Raw genomic sequence first — 25,496 nt, 5'->3', positions numbered from 1 at the left:
TATATGCCTGCAGACAAAAAAATAAAGGTCATCATCGCCGATGACCATGCGATTCTTCGCGAAGGGCTGAAGCAGATATTGTCGGAAACCGAGGATATCGAAGTCATCGCCGAGGCGCAAAATGCCAGTGAGGCCATCCACTACGCCTGCAAACTTGAGGCCGATGTGCTTCTGCTGGATATTTCATTGCCGGACCGCAGTGGTATCGATGCGCTGCGCTATATCAAAAAGGAAAACACCAAGATTGCCATCCTCATGCTGTCCATGCATCGTGAGGATCAATACGCCATCCGCTCGCTCAAGGCCGGCGCGGCTGGCTATCTGGGCAAGCAGGGTGCCTCTTCCGAGCTGGTGAATGCGATCCGGGTGATCGCCAAGGGCAAGAAATACATTACGCCGGAAGTGGCCGACGCCCTGGCCAATCAGGTGATGGACACTGAAAAGCCCTTGCACGAATCCCTGTCTGACCGCGAATTCCAGACGCTGACGCTGATTGCCTCCGGCCTGACGGTGGGTGAGATTGCCCTGCGGCTGTCGCTATCCGTCAAAACCGTGAGCATGTACCGCACCCGGCTACTGGAAAAAATGCAGCTGAAACATAACGCTGAACTCACGCACTACGCGATAAAAAACAATCTGGTCGATTAAGCGGCTGTCGTTGCCTGGAGACAGCGCAGATGTGAGTCCACGTCTCTGGTCTGACCTTACTCTGGCAAAGCTCAGCCGTGGGTTTTGCCGATTTAAGCGGTTTTTACCTCCCTGTTAGGCTGTTTGCATTGTCGTCTGTTTGATTAGCATGGCGGAATCAAACTATAGACGGAGCCTTTGCCCGAGCGGCAAAGGAGATGCAGCCATGGCAGACCCTACTCTCCATATCTATCAGCAGAAACCCGCCTTGCTCGGCCAGGAAATCCTGGCACGACTGGAGGCGCGTGACATTGCGCCTACCCCTGAAGCCTATCAGGCCTTGTATCTGGAATTGACTGGACAACAGGCCGCCGCGCCGATGAGCGCCCCACAACAGGGCAGCCCGACGCCTGCCGCTCCCAGCATGCTGGAGCAGCGCTTTCAGAAAGTGGCCCGCCAGCTGGCGAAAAACTCCAATGAAGCGGGGATGAAGCTGGCCTATGCCATTGAGAATGAAGACTGGGATGCGTTGCTGGACGGGATTTTCAAACTGGTGAAGGCCTCGGTGGCCATCCAGTCGCAACGGTCCCGGTTTGCCGCCTTTGGTGATTTAAGCAATGCCGCAGACGATGGCCGACCCTGGCAGGATCAGCTTGCCAAGATGTTGGCACATACTTTGCCTGCATTGTTGCAGAACGAATCCGAGCTGGCCATGAAGTCACGTCAGCTGGCTGAACAGGTGAAGACAACACAATCTTACCGGGCCATGCAAAAGGTCATGCGCGAGGTCAATGAGCTCAGTTATCGCATCAGCATGGTGACCGAAGATGAGTATGGCAAGCAGAAAGCGTTCATCCGTTTGCTCAATTTGACACTGGATAGTCTCACCGAAGTGATCCAAAGCGACGATCAAGTCCTGCATGAAGTGCGGAATTTTCAGAAAATCGTCAATGAGCCATGGGACCAAACCAAGCTAAACAAGGCAGCAAAGCAGTTGACCACGCGAGTTTCGGCTCAGCGTGCATAAGTTTAAGTAATTGATTTTTATAGTTCTTAATAAAAATATATGAGAAAGGTTTAAAGATTTGTTAATTACGGCCGTCATCAAACACAAGATTGCTTGATTCGGAATGCTTGAAAATTTAAATAGCCAACCCCGCTAAATTTTCACTAAAAGTAACCGATAAACAATTTAACAGCGGCGCGATGAACGCAATGCTGAAATGCAAAGTAAGTGTTTGAATCAATTAACAAAGGAGAATTACCATGGCTGCTGTAATTAACACCAACATCGCCTCGCTGAATGCTCAACGTAACCTGTCGTCTTCTCAGTCGAGCCTGAATACTTCGCTGCAACGTTTGTCTTCTGGTCTGCGCGTAAACAGCGCTAAGGATGACGCTGCTGGTATGTCCATCGCAACGCGTATGGACTCCCAGGTTCGCGGTCAAACTGTTGCGATCCGTAACGCTAACGATGCGATCTCTTTCGCACAAACTGCTGAAGGCGCGCTGGGTAAAGTAACTGATGCACTGCAACGTATGCGTGAACTGGCTGTTCAGTCCGCCAACGCCACCAACGGTACTGGTGACCGTTCTAACCTGGATGCTGAATTCCAGCAACTGGCTAGCGAAATCACACGTCTGGGCACTGACACCAAGTTTAACGGTATCGCTGTGTTCGGTTCTACCAGCATGACATTCCAGGTGGGTGCAGACAGCGGTCAAACCATCACTGTCAGCGCAACAGCAGCATCTTCGATCTCAGGCAACATCCTGACTGACACGGCTGCCAATACTGCACTGTCTGCGATTGATACGGCTCTGAACACTGCCAATACCAACCGCGCTACCTTGGGTGCTGTACAAAACCGCTTTGATTCTGTGATCAGCGCCTTGCAAGTATCGGTTGAAAACCAGTCTGCAGCCAAGTCACGGATCATGGATGCTGACTTTGCGGCAGAAACCGCCAACCTGACCCGTACGCAGATTCTGCAACAGGCAGGTACCGCGATGTTGGCCCAGGCTAACACCGTACCGCAAAACGTGCTGACCCTCCTGAGAGGCTAAGACGTAAGCGAAGGCTAGATGGGATGAATCGCCCGTAGAAGGAACGAAAGCCTTCTACGGGCATTCACACAAAGGAGCTAAAAATGTCGATCGCAAATATAAATGCATATACATATGGCGCTGGCAGCAGCCCCCAGGGTTTGGGTGGCGGCAGGGCAGCAGCGACAGTGTCAGCACCAGCCCAGACAACGGCTGCGCAAAACGACACCAACAAATCTGCAAGTGACAAAGATATCGCGGCCGCAGTTAAGACGCTGAACAGTTTTATTTCACCCGTGGCACAGAGTGTGCAATTTTCCATGGATCAGGATTCCGGAAAAGTCGTGGTGAAAGTAGTGGATACAGAAACAAACAAAGTGTTGCGGCAAATCCCCAACGAAGAAGTGCTGGCGATTTCCAAGACGCTGGACAAATTGCAAGGTCTTGTTATTAAACAAACGGCTTGATGCCGATAGGTAGGAGAGGATTATGGCGACATTGACAGGATTAGGAACTGGTTCCGGACTGGAGCTCGAGACCTGGGTGACGGCATTAGTCAACGCAGAAAAAGGCCCTCTTACCCAAGTAACCGCGCAAAAGACTGCAACGCAATCCAAGATATCGGCCTATGGCACATTGAAAAGTGCGCTGTCTACGTTCCAGACCACGATCAGCAGTCTGGCAACCGCATCCAAATTCAACCTGCAAACGGCAACGTCCAGCGATACCAGCCTGTTCACGGCTACTGCTACCGGCAGTGCTACGGTGGGCAATTACTCGATCAATGTGACCCAGCTTGCACAAGCGCACAAGATCGCTTCTTCCGGCTTTTCCTCGACCAACGCGGTAATCGGTAGCGGCACGCTGGAGATCAGCTTCGGCGAGTACAACAGCACCACCAATACCTTTAGCGTCAACGGCAGTAAAACCGGGGCAACCATCACCATTGACTCTTCCAATAACACCCTGGCTGGCGTGCGCGATGCGATCAATTCCGCCAATGCCGGAGTGACGGCGTCGATTGTGAATGACGGCTCCACCAATGGTGCGCGTCTGGTGGTGACCTCCAAAGAGACGGGCGCCTCCAGTAGCGTCAAGATCAGCGTAACCGATAGCGATGGCAACAGCAGCGATGCCAGCGGGCTTTCGCAGCTGGCCTACGACCCGACCAGCACGGCAGGCGCGGGCAAAAACATGACACAAAGCCAGGCCGCCACCAATGCCTTGCTGACAGTGGATGGCATCAGTGTCACCAAGTCCAGCAATACCATTACAGACGCGATTCAGGGCGTGACCCTCAATCTGCTCAAGGCAGGCACCGGCACCGCCACCAATCTGAATGTGGCTACCGATACGGATGGTATCGTCAAGAATGTGCAGGCGTTTGTGGATGCCTACAACGCACTCGACACCACGATACGCAACCTGACCAATTTCAATGCGACAGACAGCACCAAGTCTGGCGTATTACTGGGGGATTCTGGCGCACGCTCCATCTCCACCCAGATGAAAAGTATTTTTACCCAGACCATTGATGGCACCAGCACTTACAGCACCCTGTCGCAAATTGGCGTCGGCTTTCAGCGCGATGGCAAACTTGCACTGGATAGCACCAAGCTCAAGACTGCTCTTGAAACCAATTTTTCTGATATTTCAAAACTGTTCGGCGCCAGCGGTACGACCACGGATGCACTGACCGCATACGGCGGCAGCTCCACCGCTACCAAGGCCGGTACCTATGCCGTGACGGTGACCCAGTTGGCTACCCAGGGCACCATGGTGGGCGGTGGCGCCCCCAACCTGACGATTACCGCCGGCAGCAACGACAAGGTAACCTTTTCGATTGACGGCACTGACTACAGCATTACGCTGGCCGCAGGCACTTATGCCAGCACCCAGGCCCTGGCTGACCAGGTGCAGCAGCAGCTGGTGAGTGCAGGTTCCCTGGCCCAGATTGGCGTGGATGGCGGCGGTGCGCTGAAAATCACTTCGCCCAGCTACGGTTCTGATTCGCGGATTACGCTGAATGGTGGCAATGGCGCCAGCGATCTGTTTGGCAGTGCCACTTCCACCACCGGCGTGAATGTCGCTGGCTCGATCAATGGCGTTGCCGCTACTGGCACTGGTCAAAGCTTGAAAGGCGCGACGGGCGACGATTCTGAAGGCCTGTTCGTCAAGATTCTGGGCGGCAGCACCGGCAGTCGCGGCACGATTACCTTTAGCAAGGGCTTTGCCAGCCAGTTGAATGAAGTCACGACCAATCTGCTGAGCGACGATGGCTTGCTCGCGACGCGTACCGATGGTCTGAACAGCTCAATAACTCGTTTGACCAAGCAGGAGGAGGCCTTGAATGATCGTCTGGATGCGATTGAAAAACGCTACCGCGCCCAGTTCAGCGCGTTGGATACCCTGGTCGCCAGCATGAAAACGACGAGCAGCTACCTGACCCAGCAGCTCGCGCAACTTTCGGCAAACAGCTAACCCTGCCATTTAAGGAATAAAGATTATGTTTGGATCTAGTCGTGGTGTGAATGAATATTCCCGGGTTGGCGTTGAAACCGGCGTGGTCTCCGCCGACCCCCACAAGCTGGTGGTGATGTTATATGACGGTGCCATGACGGCCTGCCACACCGCCGTGATGCATATGGAAGCCAAGGACTTTGAACGCAAGAGTGCCATGATCTCCAAGGCGATCATGATTATCGAGAGCGGCCTGCGCCTGAGTCTGGACAAAAAAGCCGGTGGCGAGATTGCCACCAGTCTGGATGCGCTGTACGGCTATATGAGCGACCGTCTCTATATGGCCAATATTAAAAATGATCCCTCGCTGATACAGGAAGTCATACGCCTGTTGGGAGATCTCAAGAGTGCCTGGGAAGCCATTGGCACCCAGGTTGCGCCTGACAACACCCAGTTTCAGCGTGTACAAAATTACGCAAAGGCATCGTGATGAGTGAATCCATGGAAGTCCAAATCTACGAGTCTGTGGCCGATGTCACTGGCGAAATGCTGCTGGCAGCGCGCGAACATGACTGGGAGCGCCTGGCACAGCTGGAGCAGCGTTGCGCGGATTTTGTGCAGCAACTGAAGTCCTGCACCGAAGAGCATTTGAGTGGGCCATCCTTGCAGCGCAAGATCGCCAGCATCAAGAAAATCCTGGCAGATGATCGCGAAATCCGCAATCTGGTGGATCCGTGGATGGTCAAGCTGTCGGCCATGATCAGCAGCAACAGCAACGAGCGTCGACTCGGTAGCAGTTATCGGCAGTAATGAACTGCCATGCAGATCAAGCTATCGGATACGCCAGGAGTTGCGCCGGTTAGCCGGGTAACCCAGGCGCTGCCTACGGTCAGGGTTGCCGATACTGTTCAGGATGTCGATTTTCGTTTCAATCAATTCATCAAGGGCCAGGATTATCTGGCCCAGGTGATGTCCCGTGCCGATCCCCGGCATTTCAATGTGGAAGTTGGCGGCACGCTGCTCAAGATGGACCTGGGTTCGCAGGCCAGGGTAGGGCAAAACCTCACCCTGCGTTTTCTGGATGAAACGCCGACCCCAACCTTCCAGCTCATGTCATCGCTTACTGCGGAGGCCGAGCCCGACATTGCCCTCAGTTCTGCCGCCCGGCTCATCGACAGCAAATTGCAGGAAGCCCAGAAGCAGGGCGTTCCTACCCGGTTTGAGGCCACAGGCATTGTCAGCCAATCGCCACAGGCGCCGCAGCAAATGGCGCAGGATCTCAAGCAGGCCCTCACGCTGACCGGGCTGTTTTATGAATCGCATCTCAAATCCTTTGCCGAAGGCGATCGCCCCCTGGCGGCGATCCTGCAAGAGCCACAGAATCAACCCAACTCCAACGCTGGCACCATGCTGTTGCCGCAGCAGCTTTCCGTGCTGGAAAACAGCCGCGTGAACTGGCGCGGCGAGGTGTGGCCCGGCCAGCAGATGAACTGGTCGGTGGAAGTGCAACAAGCACAGCCGCAATCCGCGCAGACCCAGGCCTCACCGGCAGCGGCCGCACAAGCACAGGCATTCAATCAGCCATCGCCGTTGCAGCAATCCATGTTGCCCAATCCTGCCCTTAATCAGCCCTTGCTGTACCAGCCGCCATCGGTGCCGGTGGAACAGCGCGGCAATCAGCAGGATACGGCGACCGATCACGCCACCGCGCAGCTGGATTACGAACCTGAAGTCAGCAGCGAGTTGACGCTGGACTTGCCACAACTGGGCCGCGTCAGCGCCCGCCTGCGCGTGGTGAATGGCCACATGAGCATACAGCTGCAGGCGCAGCAGATCGATACGCTGCAAACCATGCGCGCACGTCGGCATCAGCTGTTTGAGGCATTGGAACAAAGCGGGCAAACGATAGATGCTCTGGTGGTGGTGCGCGATGGCGAATAAACCGGCCGAAGCGGGTCTGACCCAGCAGGCGATAGCCCTGGCCTACGAGACCGGTGACTTTGCGCCGCGTGTAGTGGCCAAAGGCCGTGGGCTGGTGGCGGAGCAGATTATTGCGCGGGCGCGCGAGCATGATGTGTTTGTGCATGAATCCAAGGAGCTGGTGTCCTTGCTGATGCAGATTGATCTGGACGACCATATCCCGCCCAAACTGTATATGGCGATTGCGGAGATTCTGGCCTGGCTCTATCGGCTGGAGCAGGATGCGGACGCGGAGCCGCCGCAATACCACCCCTGAGATTTTTATCCTGAAATGGCTTAAACCTGCATGTTCATGATGTCCTGATAGGCGGACACCAGTTTATTGCGTACCTGCAAGGTGGCCTGGAAGGAAATATTGGCCTTCTGCCCGGCAATCATGACATCGGACAGGCTGACCGAATCATCACCCATGGCGAAATTCTTGCCCAGGCGTTCCGCTTCCAGTTGCGACTGGTTCACCTGATTCAGGCTGGCTTTCAGTGTTTCGGCAAAGTCGACTTTGGGTGTGCTTTGCGTGTTGCTGGCAGGCGTGGTCTCGGCAACAGGCGCCATGGCTGGCTTCTGCGTTGCCGCTCTGATCTGCGCCAGCATGGATTCTATCCTGCTGGAATCTATTCCGTTAATGGCCATCTTGTCCTCACCGCATAGGGAATGCTACGAAGCTAATGTATCATTCCCCTTATCCAGTCAGCCCCCAAATAAACCAGTGAAATTCGCTCTATTCCAGCATTTGAAAATGGCGGATGCGATGATAATGACCTGCAATCGGTAATCCCAGCTCAAGGGCCCAACATTAAACCGGTCACTTGAGCGCGTTTTGAATTGGAGATGGATATGGCTGCAGCACCTGACGCCGTTGTTGAAGCTGCCCCCACTGGCATATTTGGGCAGAACACGGCTGTATTGACCAACAAGGTTTTGCTCGCACTGGGCGTGGCCGCCGTGGTCGCTGTCATGGTGGTGTTCTGGCTGTGGAGCCAGCAACCCGAATACCGTGTGTTGTTTTCCAATTATGCTGACAAGGATGGCGGCGCCATTGTCGCCTCGCTTGAGCAGATGAACATTCCCTACAAGTTTTCTGAAAGCGGCACCGCCATTCTGGTGCCAGCATCGCAAGTACATCAGGTGCGGCTGAAGCTCGCTGCCCAGGGCTTGCCCAAGGGCGGCAATATCGGCTTTGAGCTGCTTGAAAACCAGAAATTCGGGGTTTCCCAGTTTGTCGAACAGGTGAATTTCCAGCGCGGCCTCGAAGGCGAGCTTGAGCGCAGCATCCAGACCATCTCCGCCGTTGAAGTGGCCCGTATTCACCTGGCGATTCCCAAGCCTTCCGTCTTTGTGCGTGATCAGCAAAAGCCCACTGCCAGTGTGCTGCTCAATCTGCGCCCAGGCCGCATGCTGGATCAGCAGCAGGTGAGCGCCATCGTGCATCTGGTGGCGAGCAGCGTGCCTGAGCTGCCGATTGCCAATGTGACCGTGGTCGACCAGAACGGCAATCTGTTGTCCGATACCGACAAAAAAGCTGGCCGCAATAATCTGGACCCAACGCAACTTAAATATATAGACGAGTTGCAGCAAAATATCGTGCGCCGCGTTGAGTCCATCATCGCGCCTATGGTCGGTGCCAAGAACGTGCATGCCGAAGCCAGTGCCGAGGTGGATTTCTCTACCCAGGAGCAGGCTGCTGAAACCTATCGCCCCAATCAGGCACCAGATGCCATGTCGGTGCGCAGCCAGCAATCCAATGAATCACAAAGCACCTCGCCTGCTGGCGTGGGTGGTGTCCCAGGTGCGCTGTCCAATCAGCCACCGGCACCTGCCACGGCACCGCTGAATACCGCTGTTCCAGCCAATGCCGGTGCGCCCGGCGCAGGCACGCCTGCGAATGCAGCGGCCGCCAACGCAGCCAATGCCACGCCTGCCGTACCGGTTAACACGCAAAAGAACGTCACCACCAATTACGAGCTGGATAAGACCATCCGCTATGTGCAGCAACCCATGGGTGGCGTCAAACGTCTGACCGTGGCCGTGGTGGTGAATCACAAGCAGGTGGTGGACAAGAATGGCAAGGTGACCAACCGTCCACTGACCGATGCCGAGAAAACCGAGATCAGCGATCTTGCCAAGCAGGCCATGGGTTTCAACCAGGAACGTGGCGATTCGCTGACCGTGGTCAACAGCTCGTTTGCCGGTGATCAGATCGAAGCCATCCCTGATCTGCCATTGTGGAAGCAGCCAGAAAACATCGAGATGGCCAAAGAGTGGCTGAAGATGGCCGCAGGCCTGCTGGTAATCTTCCTGCTTTATCGTAAACTGATGAAACCGATGATGCAAAAGCTGGTAAAGTCGGATGAAAAGGAAGCCTTGCCCGCGCCCGGTGACGATGATGCCGCCGTGGTGACACTGACTGGCGCCGCTGAGGGAGCGGAGGGTGAAAATATGGTGGGTGTGCCGAGAAAGCTCGCCGCCAAAGGCTACGAACAAAATCTGGAAGCTGCCAAACAGCTGGCCAAGGAAAACCCTAAACTGGTCGCAAGTTTGGTAACGAATTGGGTGAGTAAAGAATGAGTGAAGATGGCGTGATGAAAAGCGCAATCCTCATGCTCGCATTGGGGGAGGATGAGGCGGCGGAGGTCATGAAGTACCTGAGCCCGAAAGAGGTGCAGAAGCTCGGATCGGCCATGGCGGGCATGAAATCGGTTGAGCATGACCAGATTGAAGCCGTGGTGACGGAGTTTCTCGATATTGCTGACCAGAAAACCTCCATCGGCCTCGATTCCGACGAGTACATCCGCTCCGTGCTGACCAAGGCACTGGGCGATGACAAGGCAGCCGGGCTGCTGAACCGCATTCTGCAAACGCGCGACGCCAGCGGCATTGAAAGCCTGAAGTGGATGGATGCGCAGACCGTGGCGGAATTCATCAAAAACGAACATCCCCAGATCATCGCGACTATCCTGGTCCATCTTGAGCCCGATCAATCCGCTGAAGTGCTGAGCAATTTTACCGATCGTCTGCGGCAGGACGTCATGCTGCGCATTGCTACGCTGGATGGCGTAAAGCCGGTCGCGCTGCGTGAACTCAATGAAGTGATGACCAAGCTCCTGACTGGCAACGAAAGCCTGAAGAAGCAGCAGATGGGCGGTATCAAGGCGGCAGCCGAGATCATGAACTATCTGGGCGGGGACAACGAAGCCAGCGTCATGGAAGGCCTGAAGAGCTACGACGAAGACATGGCGCAGAAGATCATGGATGAGATGTTTGTCTTTGATAACGTCATTGATATCGACGACAAGGGCATACAGGTCATGCTGCGCGAAGTGCAGTCCGAAACCCTTATCGTGGCACTCAAGGGTGCGACGCAAGAGCTGCGCGACAAGATATTCAAGAACATGTCCAGCCGTGCGGCTGAAATGATGCGTGAAGACCTCGAAACCAAGGGACCGGTCAAGCTTTCCGAAGTCGAGGCCCAGCAGAAGCAGATCCTGCAGATCATTCGCCGTCTGGCCGACGAAGGCCAGATTATCTTAGGCGGCAAGGGCGATGAGGCTTATGTCTAACGCCACCATCCCCAAGGAAAAACAGACCGCATATCAGCGCTGGGAGCTATCCTCGTTTGCCGAGGACAAACCCAAGCCGGTGGCGGTCGCCAAATCGCCCCAGGAAAAAGAAACTGACAGCGCCAAGCTGGCGCAGATGATAGACAAGCTGCGCCAGGAAGGTTACGCCAAAGGACTGGAAGAAGGCTATGCCGCTGGCATGGCGCAAGCCCTGGAGCAGGCGCAGGCCGAGCGCGAGCAATTGCAGGTGTTGCTCAACTCGCTGACCGAAGCCATGTCGGCATCGGATGAGGCCGTGGGCGAGCAATTGCTGGCACTGGCGCTGGATCTTGCCAAGGCCATGCTGAAGACCAAGATCGAGGTCGATCCGGCCGCCGTGCTGAGCGTGGTGAAAGATGCCATCCACTATTTGCCCTATGTGCAGCGGCCCGCGCGTATTCTGGTGCATCCCGAGGATGTGAAAACCCTGAAAAACTATCTGGTGGACGATATAGCCGAGCACCACTGGATGATCCAGGAAGACCGCAATGTCGAGCGTGGTGGCTGCATCGTCGAAACCGCCGCCAACCAGATCGACGCCACGAATGAAGTGCGCTGGAAGCGCATTGCCGATGCACTTTCCCAGCAGAATGACTGGCTGAAATAATGACTGCCGCCAATCCTCACGTGCAACGCTGGCATCGCTATCTGCGCGATTGCGGCGAGATACTGGAGATTGTTGAGCCGCTGGAAGTGGCAGGCCGTATCACCAAACTCACCGGGCTGGTAATGGAAGCCGTCGGCATCAAGCTGCCCATCGGCAGCGCCTGTGTGGTGCCACTGGCCGAAGGCCGCCGCGTAGAGGCCGAAGTCGTGGGCTTTGATGGCGATAAACTGCTGTTGATGCCGCAAAGCGGGGTAGAGGGCATCGTCCCCGGCGCCAAGGTGTTTGCCATGGATGTGTCCGATGCCTTGCCCAAACCCAGCCATTCCAATCCGCCACGCCGCCGTACCTCGGATCGTGCCCGCCATTTGCCCGTCGGCGATGGTTTGCTGGGGCGCGTGGTTGATGGTGCTGGCCGTCCGCTGGATGATCTCGGCCCATTGCTCACGCAGAACAGCGTGCCACTGAATACCCGTCCGCTTAATCCCTTGATGCGTGCCCCGATTACCGATGTGCTGGATGTAGGCGTACGCGCCATCAACAGCATGCTGACCGTAGGCCGCGGGCAGCGCATGGGCCTGTTTGCCGGTTCCGGTGTGGGCAAGAGCGTGCTGCTTGGCATGATGGCGCGCTACACCACGGCCGATGTGATTGTGGTGGGGCTGATCGGCGAGCGCGGCCGCGAAGTGAAAGAGTTTATTGAACAGATTCTGGGCACGGATGGACTGGCCCGCTCGGTGGTGGTGGCGGCTCCGGCCGATGTGCCTGCACTGATGCGCTTGCAGGGCGCCAGCTATGCCACGGCAATTGCCGAGTTTTTCCGCAATCAGGGCAAGAATGTTCTGCTGATCATGGATTCGCTGACGCGTTATGCCATGGCTCAGCGCGAGATCGCACTGGCGATCGGCGAGCCGCCTGCCACCAAGGGCTATCCGCCTTCGGTGTTTGCCAAGCTGCCTGCGCTGGTGGAGCGTGCGGGCAACGGACGGCCCGGCGAGGGTTCCATTACGGCGTTTTATACCGTGCTGACCGAAGGCGATGACCAGCAGGATCCGATTGCCGATGCCGCGCGCGCCATTCTGGATGGGCATATTGTGCTGAGCCGCAGCCTGGCAGAAAGCGGCCATTACCCGGCGATTGATATCGAGCAATCCATCAGCCGCGCCATGCATAACATAACCTTGCCAGAACATCAAAAGCTATCAAGAAGGTTAAAGCAGCTCAATTCGCGGTATACACGCAGTGCGGATTTGATTAATGTAGGAGCATACGAAGCTGGCAGCGACCCGGTCCTGGATGAGGCGATTGCCAAGCACACAAAAATCGAGGCGTTTTTGCAGCAGGATATTGCAGAGCGCTCCGATGTTGAACATAGCATTGCTGAGCTTGCCGCCGTGGTGGCAGGCTGAGTTAATCAGTAGGGGGCAGATATGACAGCACAATCACTGGTTCTGGTGACATTGACCGAGCTGGCTGGCAAGGAGGCCGATCAGGCCGCCGAAAAGCTGGTGGCACTCAACAAGCTGCTCGAAGACGCACAGGTCAAGCTCAATATGCTGACCGAATACCGCAATGACTACATGGCCAAGCTGGCGCGTGATCTCGAAACCGGCATGGACGCCCAGTCGTATCAGAATTTTCAATCCTTCATCCGCAAGCTTGACCAGGCGGTAGGGGGGCAGCAGGAATCCGTGGAACTGGCGCGCAGCCGTGTTTCCGCCCAACGCATCGTCTGGCAGGAATGCCAGAAAAAGAAATTATCTTATGAGGTACTGGCAGAGCGCTCGGAAAAGAAAGCGCACCAGCAGGAGCAAAAACGCGATCAGAAACTGATGGATGAGCATGCCATGCGCAGCAGCCGTCAGCCTGGCCGAGGCTAGCTCCCATACTGCGAAAGAGTGAATCATGCAAAATACCCCGTTACCGATCATTTCCAGCACCCCGTCCAGCAATGGCATGGGTTCCATGAATGCCCCCAAGTCCACGACGACGGACAACGCGGCGGCCACCAATAGTTTTCAGAAAGTGCTGTCCAACCAGGTGCAGCAGCGCCAGCAAAAGAACGACAGCCAGCAGGGCAAAGCCACGACGGCGAATGTGAAATCGCCGCAGGCCGAGCAAAAAGCGACGGATACCAAGGCGGCTGACGCCAAAAAAGATGCCGCAGACAGCAGCGCCAATATCGCCCCTGAATTGGCTGACCAGTTCAAGGACCTCGCCTTGCTTGCCAAGCAGGGAAAAGACCTCAAGGGCAAGCCTGAGAAGTCGGAAGAAACAAAAGACGCTACAGATGCTGCATCCGTGGTGACTACGGATCCTGCCATTGCGGCACTGGCCGTGCCTGCCAACGTGCCGGTAACGCCTGCTGACAAGCCTGCATTGACCACAGAAGATGCTGCAGCCGCCCCGAAGCCGCAGGTGGATACCACAGACAGCCGCCCCCGTGGCCGCCTGGATCAGGAGCTGGGCAATATGCTGGCTCAAAGCCGCACTGACACTAGCGATACCAGCCAGATTGCGCAGGCTGGCAGTGACCAGGCCGATATGAGTGCATGGCTGGAGAAAATGCTGCCAGGCTTCAGTACAGGCGAAACCGCCAAACTGGCTGAACAGCAAGCGGCCAAGGTGGATAACACCGCCACCATTACCCAGGCGCAAGCTGTCGCAGCGACTGCGCCCATGAATCCGGTGCAGGCGAGCGAAGCCGTCGGTAGCTCCAATACCATTACGGCGTATCCTGGCCGCGCAGGCTGGGATCAGGCCATCGGCCAGAAAGTGGCCTGGATGGTGGCTGGCGGCGAGCAATCTGCCACGCTGACCCTGAACCCGCCTGACATGGGGCCGCTGCAAGTGGTCATTCATGTGCACAATGACATTGCCGATGCCACCTTCATGTCCAACAATCAGGAAGTGCGTCAGGCGCTGCAGGATGGCATGTCCAATCTGCGTGACATGCTCAATGCCTCTGGCATCCAGCTTGGGCAGAGCAATGTCGGCGAGCATACGCAATCCCAGCAGCAACTGGCAGAAGCGGGTGGCCGTAGTGGCCGTGCTTCCGGCAATGCGGCGGAAGATGGTAGTGCAGCCCCCGCCGCCGTACAGTCTACCGTGGTGCGTAGCGGCAACGGCATGGTGGATACCTTCGTCTAGGGCGATTGCTCAGTCACTTAAGTCGGGCACGTTCAGTCGGGCACATTCAGTTGCCCTGATACACAGATCGGCATCCGCTCTGGCCCTCATATGGCCCGGATGCCCATCCCCCCCTCCCTGCCGCGCTCTCTCTGCCCGATTTGGGCTATTTTTCTCCCTCTTTTCGGCGCATCTTGGTATCCTTGGATTTTTCATAATAGAAGCGTCCAGATAGACGCGGTTACAAGGGAAGAGCATTAGATGGCAAAAGATCCAAAAGCGGCAGCGCCCGCAGAAGAAGCACCTGCAGCGGGTTCCAAGAAGAAGCTGGTCATGATTATCGTGATTGCCCTGCTGGTGCTCGGCGGTGGCGGTGGGGCGGCAGCATGGTTCTTCATGCACAAGCCTGCCAAGGAAGAACACAAGGTCGAAGAAAAGCACGAAGAGGCGCCAAAACCGCCAGTCTTTGTCAGCCTGGAGACCTTCACCGTCAATCTGCAACCTGATCCTGAATCCCAGTTCCTGCAAGTCGACCTCACATTGAAAGTCGCCGATGCCGAGCAAGCCGAGGCCGTGAAGCTGCACATGCCGGAAATACGCAACCGTCTGCTGATGCTGCTTTCCAGCAAAAAGCCTTCCGAAGTTACCAGCATTGAAGGCAAGAAAGCCTTGAGCGACGAGATTGTGGCGCAGGTCAAACAGCCATTCTCGGCGGGCGAAAAGCCACTCGAAGTCAGTGGCGTGTTTTTCACTTCATTCGTGGTGCAATAAACAGCCATGGCGGACAGTTTTTTATCTCAGGATGAAGTCGATGCCCTGCTGAAGGGCGTGGGCCTTGACCAGGACGATACCCCGGTCGAGCACGACCCGCATGGCGTGCGCGAATACAACCTGGCTACCCAGGAACGTATCGTCCGTGGGCGCATGCCTACGCTTGAGATCATTAACGAACGTTTTGCCCGCCTGTTGCGCATTGGCCTCTTCAACTTCATGCGCCGCAGCGTGGAAGTCTCCGTCGGCCCCGTGCGCATTTCCAAATACAGCGAGTTCGTGCGCAATCTGGTGGTGCCTACCAATCTTAACCTGGTGCACATGAATCCACTGCGCGGCACCGGGCTCATGGTGTTTGATCCCTCGCTGGTATTTTCCATCGTCGACAATATGTTTGGCGGCGATGGCCGCTTTCATACCCGCATTGAGGGGCGCGACTTTACCCAGACCGAGCAGCGCATCATCCAGCGCGTGCTGGCGATCGTAATCGAAAACTACGAAAAATCCTGGGAGCCGGTATATCAGGTCAAGTTTGAATACCTGCGCTCGGAAATGAATACCCAGTTTGCCAATATTGCCACTCCCAACGAAGTGATCGTGGCGACTACCTTCAGTATTGAGCTGGGCCCGGCAGGCGGCGAAATCCATTTCTGCTTCCCGTATTCCATGATCGAGCCGGTGCGTGATCTCCTGACTTCCAGCCTGCAAGGCGAGGTGCTGGGCGTGGACAAGCGGTGGGTGCGCCTGATGACGCAACAGATTCAGGCCGCCGAGGTGGAGCTGGTGGCTAACCTGGCCAAAGCCAGAATGCAGCTGGGCGATGTACTGAACATGAAAGTGGGCGATGTGATTCCCCTCAATATTTCGGAAACGATAGAGGCGCATGTCGATAATGTGCCGGTCATGGAATGCAAATACGGGGTGTTCAACGGGCAATATTCGCTGCGGGTAGAGAAATTGCTGCGGGCCAACGCCTCAGAGTATGTAAAAGGAGAGAAACATGGCGAATAGCCCGGAAGACGAATTTGAACAAGCCGCAGCAGGCGCTGCTGCTGAGGACGACTGGGGTGCCGCCATGGCCGAGCAGCAGCAGGCCGAAGACAATCCGCTGCAAGCCAAGACTGCCCAGGCGACGGTGTTTACCGAGCTGACTGGCAAAAAGATGAGCGAGACCCAGAACGACATCGACTTCATTCTCGACATTCCCGTACAGCTGACCGTCGAGCTGGGCCGTACCAAGATCGCCATCAAGAACCTGCTGCAACTGGCGCAGGGCTCGGTGGTGGAACTGGATGGCATGGCCGGTGAGCCGATGGATGTTCTGGTGAATGGCTGCCTGATTGCCCAGGGTGAAGTGGTGGTGGTGAATGACAAGTTTGGTATCCGCCTCACCGATATCATCACCCCGGCTGAACGCATACGTAAAATCAACCGATAGGCAGCGCATGAGAAAACTGGCTGTCCTTCCCGCGCTGCTGTTGCCGATGCTGGTGTTTGCTGCTGATGCGCCACCGACGCCTGCCACCAGTGCCCTCAAGATGACGTTTGGTTTGCTGGTCGTGCTTGCCATTATGGCTGGCCTGGCCTGGCTTGTTCGCCGGTTTGCCCCTGGACGCACCGCCCAGAATTCGGTCGCCCGCGTCGTGGGTGGCGTCAGCGTGGGTACCCGTGAACGTGTCGTGGTGGTTGAAGTGGCGGGACGCTGGATTGTCGTGGGCGTGGCCCCCGGACAAGTGCGTGCACTGGCCGATCTTGAAGCAGGTGACAGCCAGGTCGAACAGGCCATCACCAGTGCCAACCCGCAGCCCTTTGCCGGCTGGTTACAACGATCCGCAGAGAAATTTCATGGCAACAAGTAATTCCATCCTGGCGCATCGTCATTGCAAAACCCTGCTCCGGCATCTGCCATGGGCACTGCTGGCTATTCCGGCGCTGGCCCATGCCGAGGCCGCCATGCCCCTGATCAATGCCGCTCCGGGCTCCGGTGGCAGCCAGAATTACACCCTGAGCCTGCAGACGCTGCTGCTGCTGACCTCGCTTTCTTTCCTGCCCGCGGTATTGCTGATGATGACGGGCTTTACCCGCATCATCATTGTCTTGTCGCTATTGCGCCAGGCGCTGGGTACGCCGACTTCGCCGCCCAACCAGGTGCTGGTGGGGCTGGCGCTGTTCCTGACGTTTTTTGTGATGAGTCCGGTGATGGACAAGATCTACGTCGAGGCTTACCAGCCTTTGTCCGAGAACAAGATCACCCTGCAGGAAGCGCTGGAGAAGGGCGCTGCCCCGCTCAAGACTTTTATGCTGAAGCAAACGCGCGAGGCCGATATTGCCCTCTTTATGCGCATTTCGCGCAGTGACGCCGTCGATGGCCCGGAGCAGACGCCGTTGCGTGTGCTGGTGCCTGCCTTCATGACCAGTGAGCTGAAAACCGCCTTCCAGATCGGCTTTGCCATCTTCATTCCCTTCCTCATCATCGACATGGTGGTCGCCAGCGTGCTGATGTCCATGGGCATGATGATGGTGTCACCTGCCATTGTGGCCTTGCCATTCAAGCTCATGCTGTTTGTGCTGGTGGATGGCTGGCAACTGGTGCTTGGCTCGCTGGCCGAGAGTTTTTACTGAGGTCTCGGCTTGCTAGCCGGGATTTTTTTACAGAGAAAGGTGCGGACATGACCCCAGAAGGCGTGATGACCCTGGGCCGCCAGGCCATGGAAGTGACTCTGATGGTATCGGCGCCCATGCTGATCGTGGTGCTGGTCATCGGCTTGCTGGTCAGTATTTTTCAGGCGGCGACGCAGATCAACGAAACCACCTTGTCGTTCATTCCCAAACTGGTCGGTGTATTTGCCGTGCTGGTGATCGCGGGCCCGTGGATGCTCAGCGTCATGCTGGACTACATGCGCGCCATCTTCACCAGCATTCCTTCCCTGGCGGGATAAGCCCACGCTGTGGTCTCTCTCAACACTGACATCCTGCAATCCTGGATCGTGCTGCTGTTGTGGCCCATGACCCGTATTCTGGCCATGATCGCCGTGGCTCCTGTCCTCAGTCACCGTTCCATCTCCGCCCGCGTCAAAATCAGCATGGCGCTGATGATGACACTGGCGCTACTGCCCAGTCTTCCTCAACCGCCGTTGCTGGATATTTTCAGCTGGAAAGGCATACTGGTGCTGGCGCAGCAGATGGTGATCGGGTTTGCCATTGGCTTCAGCATGCGTATCGTGTTTGCCGCGGTGGAAATGGCGGGCCAGATGATAGGCATGACCATGGGCCTGGGCTTTGCCATGTTTTATGATCCGCAGACCCAGGGGCAGAGCAATGCCATCAGCCAGTTCATGGTGTTGCTGACTACGCTGATTTTCCTGAGTCTGGATGGGCATTTGCTCATGATCTCGGCGGTAATGGAAAGCTTTGCCAATTTTCCCCTGAGTGCCGAATGGCAGGGCGGGCTGGACTTCATGAAAATGGCGAACTGGGGCGGCAAGATTTTCAGTGCCGGTCTGCTGATTTCACTGCCGGCGATCGCGGCCTTGCTGATTACCAACATGGCGCTTGGCATACTGACACGTACCGCGCCGCAGCTTAATCTTTTCGGGATAGGGTTTCCGGTGACCATCGCCATAGGCTATGTGGTGGTCGCGCTGGTGTTGCCGGGGATTTTGCAGCCTATCCTGCAATTGATACAGGAAAGCACGGCCAATATGGCCTTGCGTTTCTAGCCACCTTATCTTCAAGCCGCCTGTCTTCAAGCCCTGCACATTCGCAGGCAGATCACATTAGATGTACTTGAACAGCGTGAGGCCGGAGAGCTGAACGTAAGACTGCTGCGCTGCTTCCAGAATGGTTTTTTGCTTGGTAATGTCGGACAAGGCCTGGGCGTAATCCAGATCCTGAATGTCGGACAGCTCTGCCTTGTATTGCAGATTTCTATCGTCGCCATTGTTGTCCAGCGCGTCGATTTCCTTCAGCTTGGAGCCGGTGGAGGCGCGCACGGTCAGCACGTTGTCCAGGCCTTTATCCAGGCTGGTATTGGCCGAGGCCAGGGCGGTATTCAGCGCGGCGGAGGTGGTGGCGGGGTTGGAGAGCAGGTCCACAATATTGGAAAGCGTGGCAAACACGTCATTGCCCTCTGCCTGAAATACGTCCGGGCCATTTTCCGTGGTCGACATGCGGCGGGTATCGCTGACCTGCATGTCCATCTGGCCATTATCCCCGTTGTAAGTGGCGCCCGTGGTAGTGGCGGTATAGGGCTGGGTTGTGTTCTTGAAACCGCCGAACAGGTAGTTGCCATTGCCGTCCTTGCTATTGGCAAGGCCGATCAATTCCTGCAGATCATTACTCAGCTGGGTGGCAATGTAATTTTTTTCCTCGCTGGACAAGACTGCATTGCCGGCACCGACCAGCGTGCTCTTGGCCGACACCATGAGATCGGTCACGCTGGTCAAGGTGCTTTCAATTGAGTTCAGATTGAACGATGCCATGGCGCGGTTATCGGCATACTGGCTGTTAATGCTCTGTGCCTGGCTGATGGTCAGCGCGCGGGCAGCGCCGACAGGATCATCGGCGGGGGTCAGAATACGTTTGCCGGAAGAAACCTGTTGTTGCAGCTTGTACTGCTCGCTCTGCAGGGCGCTGATCTTGTTGATCCCGGTTTGATAAATTGTATTGGTGCTAATGCGCATGGCGATATTCCTTAGCGGATATTGATCAGCGTGTCGAACATCTGGCTGGCAATCTGCATGACTTTGGCAGCGGCCTGATAAGACTGTTGATAGCGAAGCAGGTTGGCGGCTTCTTCGTCCAGGTTGACCCCGGAGTTGGATTCCATTTCAGCCTGTGCCTGTTCCAGCAGGGTGGCTTCTGCCGCGCCTGTCACCTGCAGTTCACTGGTCTTGTTGCCCACTGCGCTCACGATTTGGGCAAAGGCAGCTTCATACGACTTGTTGCCGCTAACGGTAGAGGCTGTTTGCAGCTTTGCCAGCAGCAAGGCGTTGGTATTGTTGCCTGAACTGCTGCCGGTGCTGGGCGTCAGCGTGAAGCTGTCGCCGTTATTCGGTGTGCCGCCCATGGTGAAACTGGCCCCGGCCACGGTGTAGGTTGCCCCCGCGGTATAGGGAACAGCAGCGCCAGCGGCATAGGTCGTCGTGGTACCGCTACTGGTTTTGACGGTGACGGCTTCGGTCGCGGGGAAACCATTCAGCGTGCCTGTACCGCTATTGTATGTAAGGGTCAGCGCGCTGCTGAACGGGCTGCCCATGTAGGCACTGTTCACTGTCAGGTTGCTGATGGCGCCGCTACCGGTATTGCTGCTGCTTTTGGCGGCAATCAATGGTGATGCTGCGGCAATCTGGTCGGTGCCGGTGATCGATACGGAAATCTGTCTGGCGGCATCGGCTGTGGGCTGAATGAGGAAGTTATCCCCGCTGCTCATGGTGCCGCTACTGACGCTGATACTGACCCCGTCAATGGTGATCGGCATGCTGGTGTAGTTGGTGGTGGTGCCATCGCTCAGGCGTTTGACCGAGTAATTGGTGCCGCCGTTGTAGGTCAGCGTATAGTCGCTGGTGGTGACCGCCGAGGCATCGGTAAAACTGCCGGTCAACACGGCATTGCCGGTATTGTTGCCATTGGATTTAATGGTCGGGCTGATGGTGTTGAAGTAATTCACGCCCGCATTGCCATTGAGGTCCAGCCCCAGTTTTTGCTGGGCGTTGAAAGTCTCGGTCAGTGAAACGGCAATCTGGCCCAACTGGTTTTTGGTGGTATCCAGTGAGTGGTTGCGGAATTGGACCAGGCCGCCCAGCGTGCCGCCGGTGACGCTGTTTTCCCCCAGAATGATCGGGGTGCCACCCTTGCCGGAATACGCTACTTCAAGTCGGGTGCTGTCGGTGGGCGAATTGACCACGGACAGGCTGTAGCTTTCCTTGTCCACCACCAGAGGCAAACCATTGCCGACAAATACGTTATAGCTGTTGCCCGATTGCACGATGGTGGTCTTGATCTGACTGCTCATCTTGCTGACCAGCAGATCACGCTGGTCCATCAGGTCATTGGGTGTTTTGCCCGTGGCTCCCATCGCATTGTTGATCGAGTCATTCAGGGAGGCGATCTGCTGGGCGTATGAGTTGACCAGTGAGGTGCTGCTTCTCAGTTGCGAGTTGACCGAATTTTCCATCTCGGTGAGGCGGCTGCTGAGGCTCTGAAAGCGGCTGGCAAGCGCTTCGGATGAAGACAGCATGGCCTGGCGGCTGGAAGCCGAGCCCGGGTTGTTGGTCAGATCCTGCACGCTGTCGAAGAAATCCTGCAGGGCAGGCGACAAGCCTGCCGAAGAATCGGCCAGCATGTTGTTGATACTGTTGATCTGCGAACTGTAGGTGGAGAGCTCACTGCTGCGGGCCTGGCTGACATTCACCTGCTTGGCCAGCAGGGCACTGTATACCCGTTCGATGCTGGTTACCTGGGTACCTTTGCCCAGATAGCCAAAGCCTACATTCTGCGAAGCGGCTGCTGATTGCGAAATCACTTGCCGGTTGTAACCCGCACTGGAAGCGTTGGAGATATTGTTGCCCGTCACGCTAATCCCGATCTGGGCTGCGTTCAGCGCACTTTTACCTATATTTAAGATATCGCTTCCCATGGTTCTTTTTTCCTAGACTATGGATTATTGACGGCAGAAGCCGCAGGAACTTTAATCGTGGGCATCAGGCGGTAGTGACCTTCTTGATCACACTGATCAGTTTGCTGGCGTAGTCAGGATCTGTAGCGTACCCCCCGTTTTGCAGTCCTTGCGCGTAGGCATTGACGTCATTGAGGTTGGACATGGCGTTGCCATAGCGCGGATTCTTGCTGATCATGTTGGCAAAATCCTTGAAGGAGTCTGCATACGAGTCATAGGCGCGGAAGGTTTCCACGCGCTTCTGCTTGACGCCATTCACGTATTCCGTGGTGACGGTATCCACTGTCTTGCCAGTCCAGCCGGCGGTGGCCTTGATGCCAAACAGGTTATAGCTGTTCTCGCCGTTGACACCCTTGATTTCGCGTTTGCCCCAGCCGCTCTCCAGCGCGGCCTGACCCAGCATGAAGTTGGCCGGGATGCCCGTTGTACGGCTGGCTTCCTCGGCATACGGCGCCATGGTGGCCTGGAAGCTGTCAGCGTTGCCATCGGACTTGGTTGAGCCTGCACCCTTGCTGGCGTCCTGCGATGGGTCTGCATACATCTGCAGCGCCGTGCGGGGCACAAAGGGGCTGCTATAGGGCAAAGCCGCGCTCACACCGTCATCCTGATCGGGGTTGGCGCCGGGGGTAACACCAGTTTTGCTCAGCTGTCTTGCCAGTACATCGGCCAGGCCTATGCCCTTGGATGCAATATTCTGACTCAACTGCTGATCCAGCATGGCAGTGAAAGTGCGGCTTTGTTCATTGTCAAACATGCCCTCCTGGGGCGTGGCATCGCGCATGCTTTTCAGCATCATGTTGACGAATACGGCTTCAAACTGCTTGGCGACGGCCTTGATCGCTTCAGGCGAATCATTCTTGCCGGCCAGCTTCAGCTGATTCAGGCTATTGGCATCAAATGCCAGTTTGCCGGTGCTGTCTGAAGGAGCGTTGACCATGGTGTGTGGTCTAGATCACTTCAAGTTCTGCGCGCAGGGCGCCAGCAGACTTCATGGCCTGCAGAATGGCGAGCAGGTCCTGGGGGGTGGCGCCGATGGCATTCAGGGCCTTGATCACATCGGATAGCGATGCGCCGCCATCCAGCTTCAGGACCTTGCCAGGTTCTTTTTCGATGGAGATTTCCGAGCGGGCGGTGCTGACGGTTTGTCCGCCGGAAAGCGCGCCAGGCTGGCTGATCACCGGTGCGGTGTTGATCACGACGGAAAGATTGCCGTGCGATACCGCGCAGTCTTCCAGCGATACCGAGCGGTTCATGACCACCGAGCCGGTGCGCGCATTCAGAATTACCTTGGCCGACGATTCGGCCGGGTTGACGTTAATCGACTCCAGCGCGGCCAGAAAGCTGACGCGGCTGCTGTCTGCGGGGGCATTGACGCGGATGACGCGGCCATCCTGCGCGGCGGCCGTGCCCGTGCCAAAGCGCTGGTTGATGGCATCGACCACCTTGCTGGCGGTGGAAAAATCCGAATCTTTCAATTCCAGGTTAATGCCGGTGCCCTGATTCAGCGCCACCGGAACTGCACGTTCCACCGTGGCACCGGCCGAGATACGGCCTACGCCCAGGTGATTGATCTGGGTCTGGCTGCCATTGGCCGAAGCACCGACGCCGCCTACCACCAGGTTGCCCTGGGCCATGGCGTAGACTTGGTTATCAGCACCTTTCAGCGGTGTCATCAACAGCGTGCCGCCGCGCAGGCTCTTGGCGTTACCCATGGAAGATACCGTTACGTCCAGTGCCTGGCCTGGCTGGGCAAATGGCGGCAGGGTAGCGGTGACCATCACGGCAGCGACGTTTTTCAGTTGCAGGTTGGTGCCCTGTGGCAGGGTCACGCCCATGCCTTGCAGCATGCTGATCAAGCTTTGTACGGTAAATGGCGTCTGTGTGGTCTGGTCACCGGTGCCATCCAGACCCACGACCAGGCTGTAGCCGATCAATTGGTTGGAGCGCACGCCCTGTATGGTCGCCAGGTCTTTCAGGCGCTCCGCTTCCACCGGCAGGCTCATGCCCAGGCCGGCGGCCAGCAGGGCAATCAGCAGAATATTCAGGCGGCGTTTAGGCAGAAGCGTGGTCATGATGGCATTCTCACAGCGGGATGAAGCTCAGGAAAAATCGCGACAGGATGGACGTCACCAGGGCGGCATCCACACGGCTGTTGGTGCGATATTCGATACGGGCGTCAGCCACGCGGGTCGATGGCACGGTGTTGGCGGCCGTGATGGTGTCGGGGTTCACGACGCCGGACAGGCGTACAAACTCGGTGCCTTTATCCAGCGCCACCTGTTTTTCACCACCCACGACCAGGTAGCCGTTAGGCAACACGTCAAGTACCGTGACCGCAATCGAGCCAGTAAAGACGTTGCTGGCATTGGCGGCAGCAGCATCGGTGTACGACAGGTCTGATGCGCTGTTAAACGCGGCACGCGGCAATGGGCTGCCAAACGAGGCGGTGACCGAAGAGTCTACGCTGCCTTTTTTGCTGGCGGAGCTGCCGTTGGCTTTGGTGGCCGAGGTGTTCTCGGTAATGTTGATCATCAGCGTGTCGCCGATCAGGCGCGCGCGACGGTCTTCAAACAGCGGGCGATAAGCGGCGACGTTGTATATGGCGCCGTTGGTGGGCGGACGTGCCGAGGCCGGGTAAGGCTTGGTGGTCAGCGGCCCTTGCGTGATCGAGGTGGGTGTGCAGGCGCTCAAGGTCAGCGCGCCAGCCGCCAGCAGCCCCAGTACGGCGGGCTTCAGTTGCGTTGCAATATGACGAATGATCTTAAGCATGTTCATACTCCCGGCCTTGCCATGACTATAGCTGCGACAGCCTTTGCAGCATCTGGTCAGAAGTGGTGATGGCCTTGCTGTTGATTTCATAGGCGCGCTGAGTCTGGATCATGCTGACCAGTTCCTCAACGACGTTCACGTTGGAAGTTTCCACGTAACCCTGATTCAATACACCCGCGCCGTTGGCGCCTGGGGTATTGGTGCTGGCGGTGCCCGAAGCCGAGGTTTCGACATACAGGTTTTCGCCCTTGGATTGCAGACCGGCCGGATTGATAAACGTGGCCAGCTGGATGGTGCCAATCTGGGTGGTCGCTACCGAGTTGGGCAGGGTGACGGACACCGTGCCATCGCGACCGACCGTGATGCTCTGCGCATTGGCCGGAATGGTGATGGCAGGCTGGATGGTGTAACCGCTGGCGGTTACCATCTGGCCCTGGTTATCGACCTGGAATGAACCATCGCGCGTATAGGCGGTGGAACCATCGGGCAGCAGCACCTGAAAGAAGCCTTCGCCATTGATGGCGAGATCCTTGGCGTTTTCCGTTTGCTGCAGGTTGCCCTGGCTGAAAATGCGCTCAGTGGCCACGGGTTTGACACCGGTGCCCAGCTGCATGCCGGAAGGCAATTGGGTTTGCTGAGAAGACTGCGCGCCGGGCTGGCGGATGTTCTGGTAGAGCAGATCCTCGAATACGGCGCGTGAGCGCTTGAAGCCATTGGTGCTGACGTTGGCCAGGTTATTGGCGATCACGTCCATTTGCGTTTGCTGCGCATCCAGGCCGGTCTTTGAAATCCACAGTGAGCGTATCATGATGATGTCCTCTCGTGCCCGAGATGCATA

General features: G+C 56.7%; 29 protein-coding genes. 22 read left to right on the top strand and 7 right to left on the bottom strand.

From position 1 onward, the window contains the following. Nucleotides 1-3 precede the first annotated feature (3 nt). The 9 genes from ACWWD9_RS10405 to ACWWD9_RS10365 all read left to right on the top strand — a co-directional run bounded on the left by ACWWD9_RS10405 (nt 4) and on the right by ACWWD9_RS10365 (nt 7,369). Nucleotides 4-648, top strand: a complete 645-nt coding sequence (locus ACWWD9_RS10405) for a response regulator (protein ID WP_013441578.1) — start codon at nt 4-6, stop codon at nt 646-648. Between the two features lie 205 nt (nt 649-853). Beyond that, on the top strand, nt 854-1,654 hold the full coding sequence (locus tag ACWWD9_RS10400; RefSeq protein WP_455866978.1) for a hypothetical protein: 801 nt from the start codon (nt 854-856) through the stop codon (nt 1,652-1,654). Between the two features lie 239 nt (nt 1,655-1,893). Further along, nucleotides 1,894-2,694 (top strand): flagellin N-terminal helical domain-containing protein, encoded by an 801-nt coding sequence (locus ACWWD9_RS10395; RefSeq protein ID WP_455866977.1) that lies wholly within the window; start codon nt 1,894-1,896, stop codon nt 2,692-2,694. An 83-nt stretch (nt 2,695-2,777) separates the two neighbouring features. Continuing rightward, the gene (locus ACWWD9_RS10390; protein WP_013441581.1) at nt 2,778-3,140 is read left to right on the top strand and encodes a flagellar protein FlaG; all 363 of its coding nucleotides are present in this window, start codon (nt 2,778-2,780) and stop codon (nt 3,138-3,140) included. Nucleotides 3,141-3,162: 22 nt separating this feature from the next. Continuing rightward, nucleotides 3,163-5,154 carry a flagellar filament capping protein FliD gene (fliD, locus tag ACWWD9_RS10385; RefSeq protein ID WP_455866976.1) on the top strand — a complete coding sequence of 664 codons (1,992 nt, stop codon included), beginning with the start codon at nt 3,163-3,165 and terminating at the stop codon, nt 5,152-5,154. A 25-nt stretch (nt 5,155-5,179) separates the two neighbouring features. After that, nucleotides 5,180-5,623: a flagellar export chaperone FliS gene (gene fliS, locus ACWWD9_RS10380; protein ID WP_455866975.1), complete on the top strand. Its 444-nt coding sequence runs from the start codon at nt 5,180-5,182 to the stop codon at nt 5,621-5,623. Continuing rightward, the gene (locus tag ACWWD9_RS10375; RefSeq protein WP_013441584.1) at nt 5,623-5,943 is read left to right on the top strand and encodes a flagellar protein FliT; all 321 of its coding nucleotides are present in this window, start codon (nt 5,623-5,625) and stop codon (nt 5,941-5,943) included. Before fliS ends, ACWWD9_RS10375 begins: the two co-directional genes overlap by 1 nt. 9 nt (nt 5,944-5,952) lie before the next feature. Further along, nucleotides 5,953-7,074, top strand: a complete 1,122-nt coding sequence (gene fliK, locus ACWWD9_RS10370; RefSeq protein WP_455866974.1) for a flagellar hook-length control protein FliK — start codon at nt 5,953-5,955, stop codon at nt 7,072-7,074. Beyond that, complete coding sequence (locus ACWWD9_RS10365; protein WP_013441586.1) at nt 7,064-7,369, top strand: EscU/YscU/HrcU family type III secretion system export apparatus switch protein; 306 nt, start codon at nt 7,064-7,066, stop codon at nt 7,367-7,369. Before fliK ends, ACWWD9_RS10365 begins: the two co-directional genes overlap by 11 nt. Before the next feature lie 20 nt (nt 7,370-7,389). Here ACWWD9_RS10365 and fliE read toward each other — a convergent pair whose 3' ends face one another. After that, nucleotides 7,390-7,743: a flagellar hook-basal body complex protein FliE gene (gene fliE / locus ACWWD9_RS10360; RefSeq protein WP_015829583.1), complete on the bottom strand. Its 354-nt coding sequence runs from the start codon at nt 7,741-7,743 to the stop codon at nt 7,390-7,392. 204 nt (nt 7,744-7,947) lie between these two features. On the opposite strand from fliE, the gene fliF reads away from it, so the two are divergent. The 13 genes from fliF to fliR all read left to right on the top strand — a co-directional run bounded on the left by fliF (nt 7,948) and on the right by fliR (nt 18,932). Next, nucleotides 7,948-9,678: a flagellar basal-body MS-ring/collar protein FliF gene (gene fliF / locus ACWWD9_RS10355; RefSeq protein WP_041362562.1), complete on the top strand. Its 1,731-nt coding sequence runs from the start codon at nt 7,948-7,950 to the stop codon at nt 9,676-9,678. Continuing rightward, complete coding sequence (gene fliG, locus ACWWD9_RS10350) at nt 9,675-10,670, top strand: flagellar motor switch protein FliG (RefSeq protein WP_013441589.1); 996 nt, start codon at nt 9,675-9,677, stop codon at nt 10,668-10,670. The genes fliF and fliG overlap by 4 nt, the downstream gene beginning before the upstream one ends. Next, nucleotides 10,663-11,316, top strand: coding sequence for a FliH/SctL family protein (locus tag ACWWD9_RS10345; protein WP_455866973.1), 654 nt, complete (start codon nt 10,663-10,665; stop codon nt 11,314-11,316). Before fliG ends, ACWWD9_RS10345 begins: the two co-directional genes overlap by 8 nt. Beyond that, nucleotides 11,316-12,722, top strand: a complete 1,407-nt coding sequence (gene fliI, locus ACWWD9_RS10340) for a flagellar protein export ATPase FliI (protein ID WP_013441591.1) — start codon at nt 11,316-11,318, stop codon at nt 12,720-12,722. Before ACWWD9_RS10345 ends, fliI begins: the two co-directional genes overlap by 1 nt. Before the next feature lie 21 nt (nt 12,723-12,743). Next, complete coding sequence (gene fliJ / locus ACWWD9_RS10335) at nt 12,744-13,193, top strand: flagellar export protein FliJ (RefSeq protein WP_013441592.1); 450 nt, start codon at nt 12,744-12,746, stop codon at nt 13,191-13,193. Nucleotides 13,194-13,218: 25 nt separating this feature from the next. Continuing rightward, nucleotides 13,219-14,463, top strand: a complete 1,245-nt coding sequence (locus tag ACWWD9_RS10330) for a flagellar hook-length control protein FliK (RefSeq protein ID WP_455866972.1) — start codon at nt 13,219-13,221, stop codon at nt 14,461-14,463. A 240-nt stretch (nt 14,464-14,703) separates the two neighbouring features. Further along, complete coding sequence (gene fliL, locus ACWWD9_RS10325; protein ID WP_455866971.1) at nt 14,704-15,213, top strand: flagellar basal body-associated protein FliL; 510 nt, start codon at nt 14,704-14,706, stop codon at nt 15,211-15,213. 6 nt (nt 15,214-15,219) lie between these two features. Next, nucleotides 15,220-16,224 carry a flagellar motor switch protein FliM gene (gene fliM / locus ACWWD9_RS10320; RefSeq protein WP_013441595.1) on the top strand — a complete coding sequence of 335 codons (1,005 nt, stop codon included), beginning with the start codon at nt 15,220-15,222 and terminating at the stop codon, nt 16,222-16,224. Then, nucleotides 16,214-16,651, top strand: a complete 438-nt coding sequence (gene fliN, locus ACWWD9_RS10315) for a flagellar motor switch protein FliN (RefSeq protein ID WP_455866970.1) — start codon at nt 16,214-16,216, stop codon at nt 16,649-16,651. The genes fliM and fliN overlap by 11 nt, the downstream gene beginning before the upstream one ends. Before the next feature lie 7 nt (nt 16,652-16,658). After that, on the top strand, nt 16,659-17,072 hold the full coding sequence (gene fliO, locus ACWWD9_RS10310) for a flagellar biosynthetic protein FliO (RefSeq protein WP_455866969.1): 414 nt from the start codon (nt 16,659-16,661) through the stop codon (nt 17,070-17,072). Next, nucleotides 17,059-17,835, top strand: a complete 777-nt coding sequence (fliP, locus tag ACWWD9_RS10305; RefSeq protein WP_455866968.1) for a flagellar type III secretion system pore protein FliP — start codon at nt 17,059-17,061, stop codon at nt 17,833-17,835. The genes fliO and fliP overlap by 14 nt, the downstream gene beginning before the upstream one ends. 47 nt (nt 17,836-17,882) lie before the next feature. After that, nucleotides 17,883-18,152 (top strand): flagellar biosynthesis protein FliQ, encoded by a 270-nt coding sequence (gene fliQ, locus ACWWD9_RS10300; protein ID WP_013441599.1) that lies wholly within the window; start codon nt 17,883-17,885, stop codon nt 18,150-18,152. Nucleotides 18,153-18,161: 9 nt separating this feature from the next. Continuing rightward, nucleotides 18,162-18,932, top strand: a complete 771-nt coding sequence (gene fliR / locus ACWWD9_RS10295) for a flagellar biosynthetic protein FliR (RefSeq protein WP_013441600.1) — start codon at nt 18,162-18,164, stop codon at nt 18,930-18,932. A gap of 57 nt (nt 18,933-18,989) precedes the next feature. Here fliR and flgL read toward each other — a convergent pair whose 3' ends face one another. The 6 genes from flgL to flgG form a co-directional block, all read right to left on the bottom strand. After that, nucleotides 18,990-19,895 (bottom strand): flagellar hook-associated protein FlgL, encoded by a 906-nt coding sequence (gene flgL / locus ACWWD9_RS10290; RefSeq protein WP_013441601.1) that lies wholly within the window; start codon nt 19,893-19,895, stop codon nt 18,990-18,992. 11 nt (nt 19,896-19,906) lie between these two features. Further along, a complete protein-coding gene (flgK, locus tag ACWWD9_RS10285; protein WP_455866967.1) occupies nt 19,907-21,850 on the bottom strand; it encodes a flagellar hook-associated protein FlgK in 1,944 nt (647 codons plus the stop codon). 64 nt (nt 21,851-21,914) lie between these two features. Beyond that, nucleotides 21,915-22,826, bottom strand: a complete 912-nt coding sequence (gene flgJ, locus ACWWD9_RS10280; RefSeq protein WP_455866966.1) for a flagellar assembly peptidoglycan hydrolase FlgJ — start codon at nt 22,824-22,826, stop codon at nt 21,915-21,917. Between the two features lie 10 nt (nt 22,827-22,836). Further along, on the bottom strand, nt 22,837-23,961 hold the full coding sequence (locus ACWWD9_RS10275; protein ID WP_013441604.1) for a flagellar basal body P-ring protein FlgI: 1,125 nt from the start codon (nt 23,959-23,961) through the stop codon (nt 22,837-22,839). 10 nt (nt 23,962-23,971) lie between these two features. After that, nucleotides 23,972-24,658 carry a flagellar basal body L-ring protein FlgH gene (locus ACWWD9_RS10270; RefSeq protein WP_049821925.1) on the bottom strand — a complete coding sequence of 229 codons (687 nt, stop codon included), beginning with the start codon at nt 24,656-24,658 and terminating at the stop codon, nt 23,972-23,974. A 25-nt stretch (nt 24,659-24,683) separates the two neighbouring features. Further along, on the bottom strand, nt 24,684-25,466 hold the full coding sequence (flgG, locus tag ACWWD9_RS10265; RefSeq protein ID WP_013441606.1) for a flagellar basal-body rod protein FlgG: 783 nt from the start codon (nt 25,464-25,466) through the stop codon (nt 24,684-24,686). Between the last annotated feature and the right edge of the window lie 30 nt (nt 25,467-25,496).

The sequence above is a fragment of the Methylovorus sp. SPW-M1 genome, from assembly GCF_053848825.1.
Note: the sequence above shows the minus strand (reverse complement) of the source record. Positions and strands in the feature narration are given on the sequence as shown.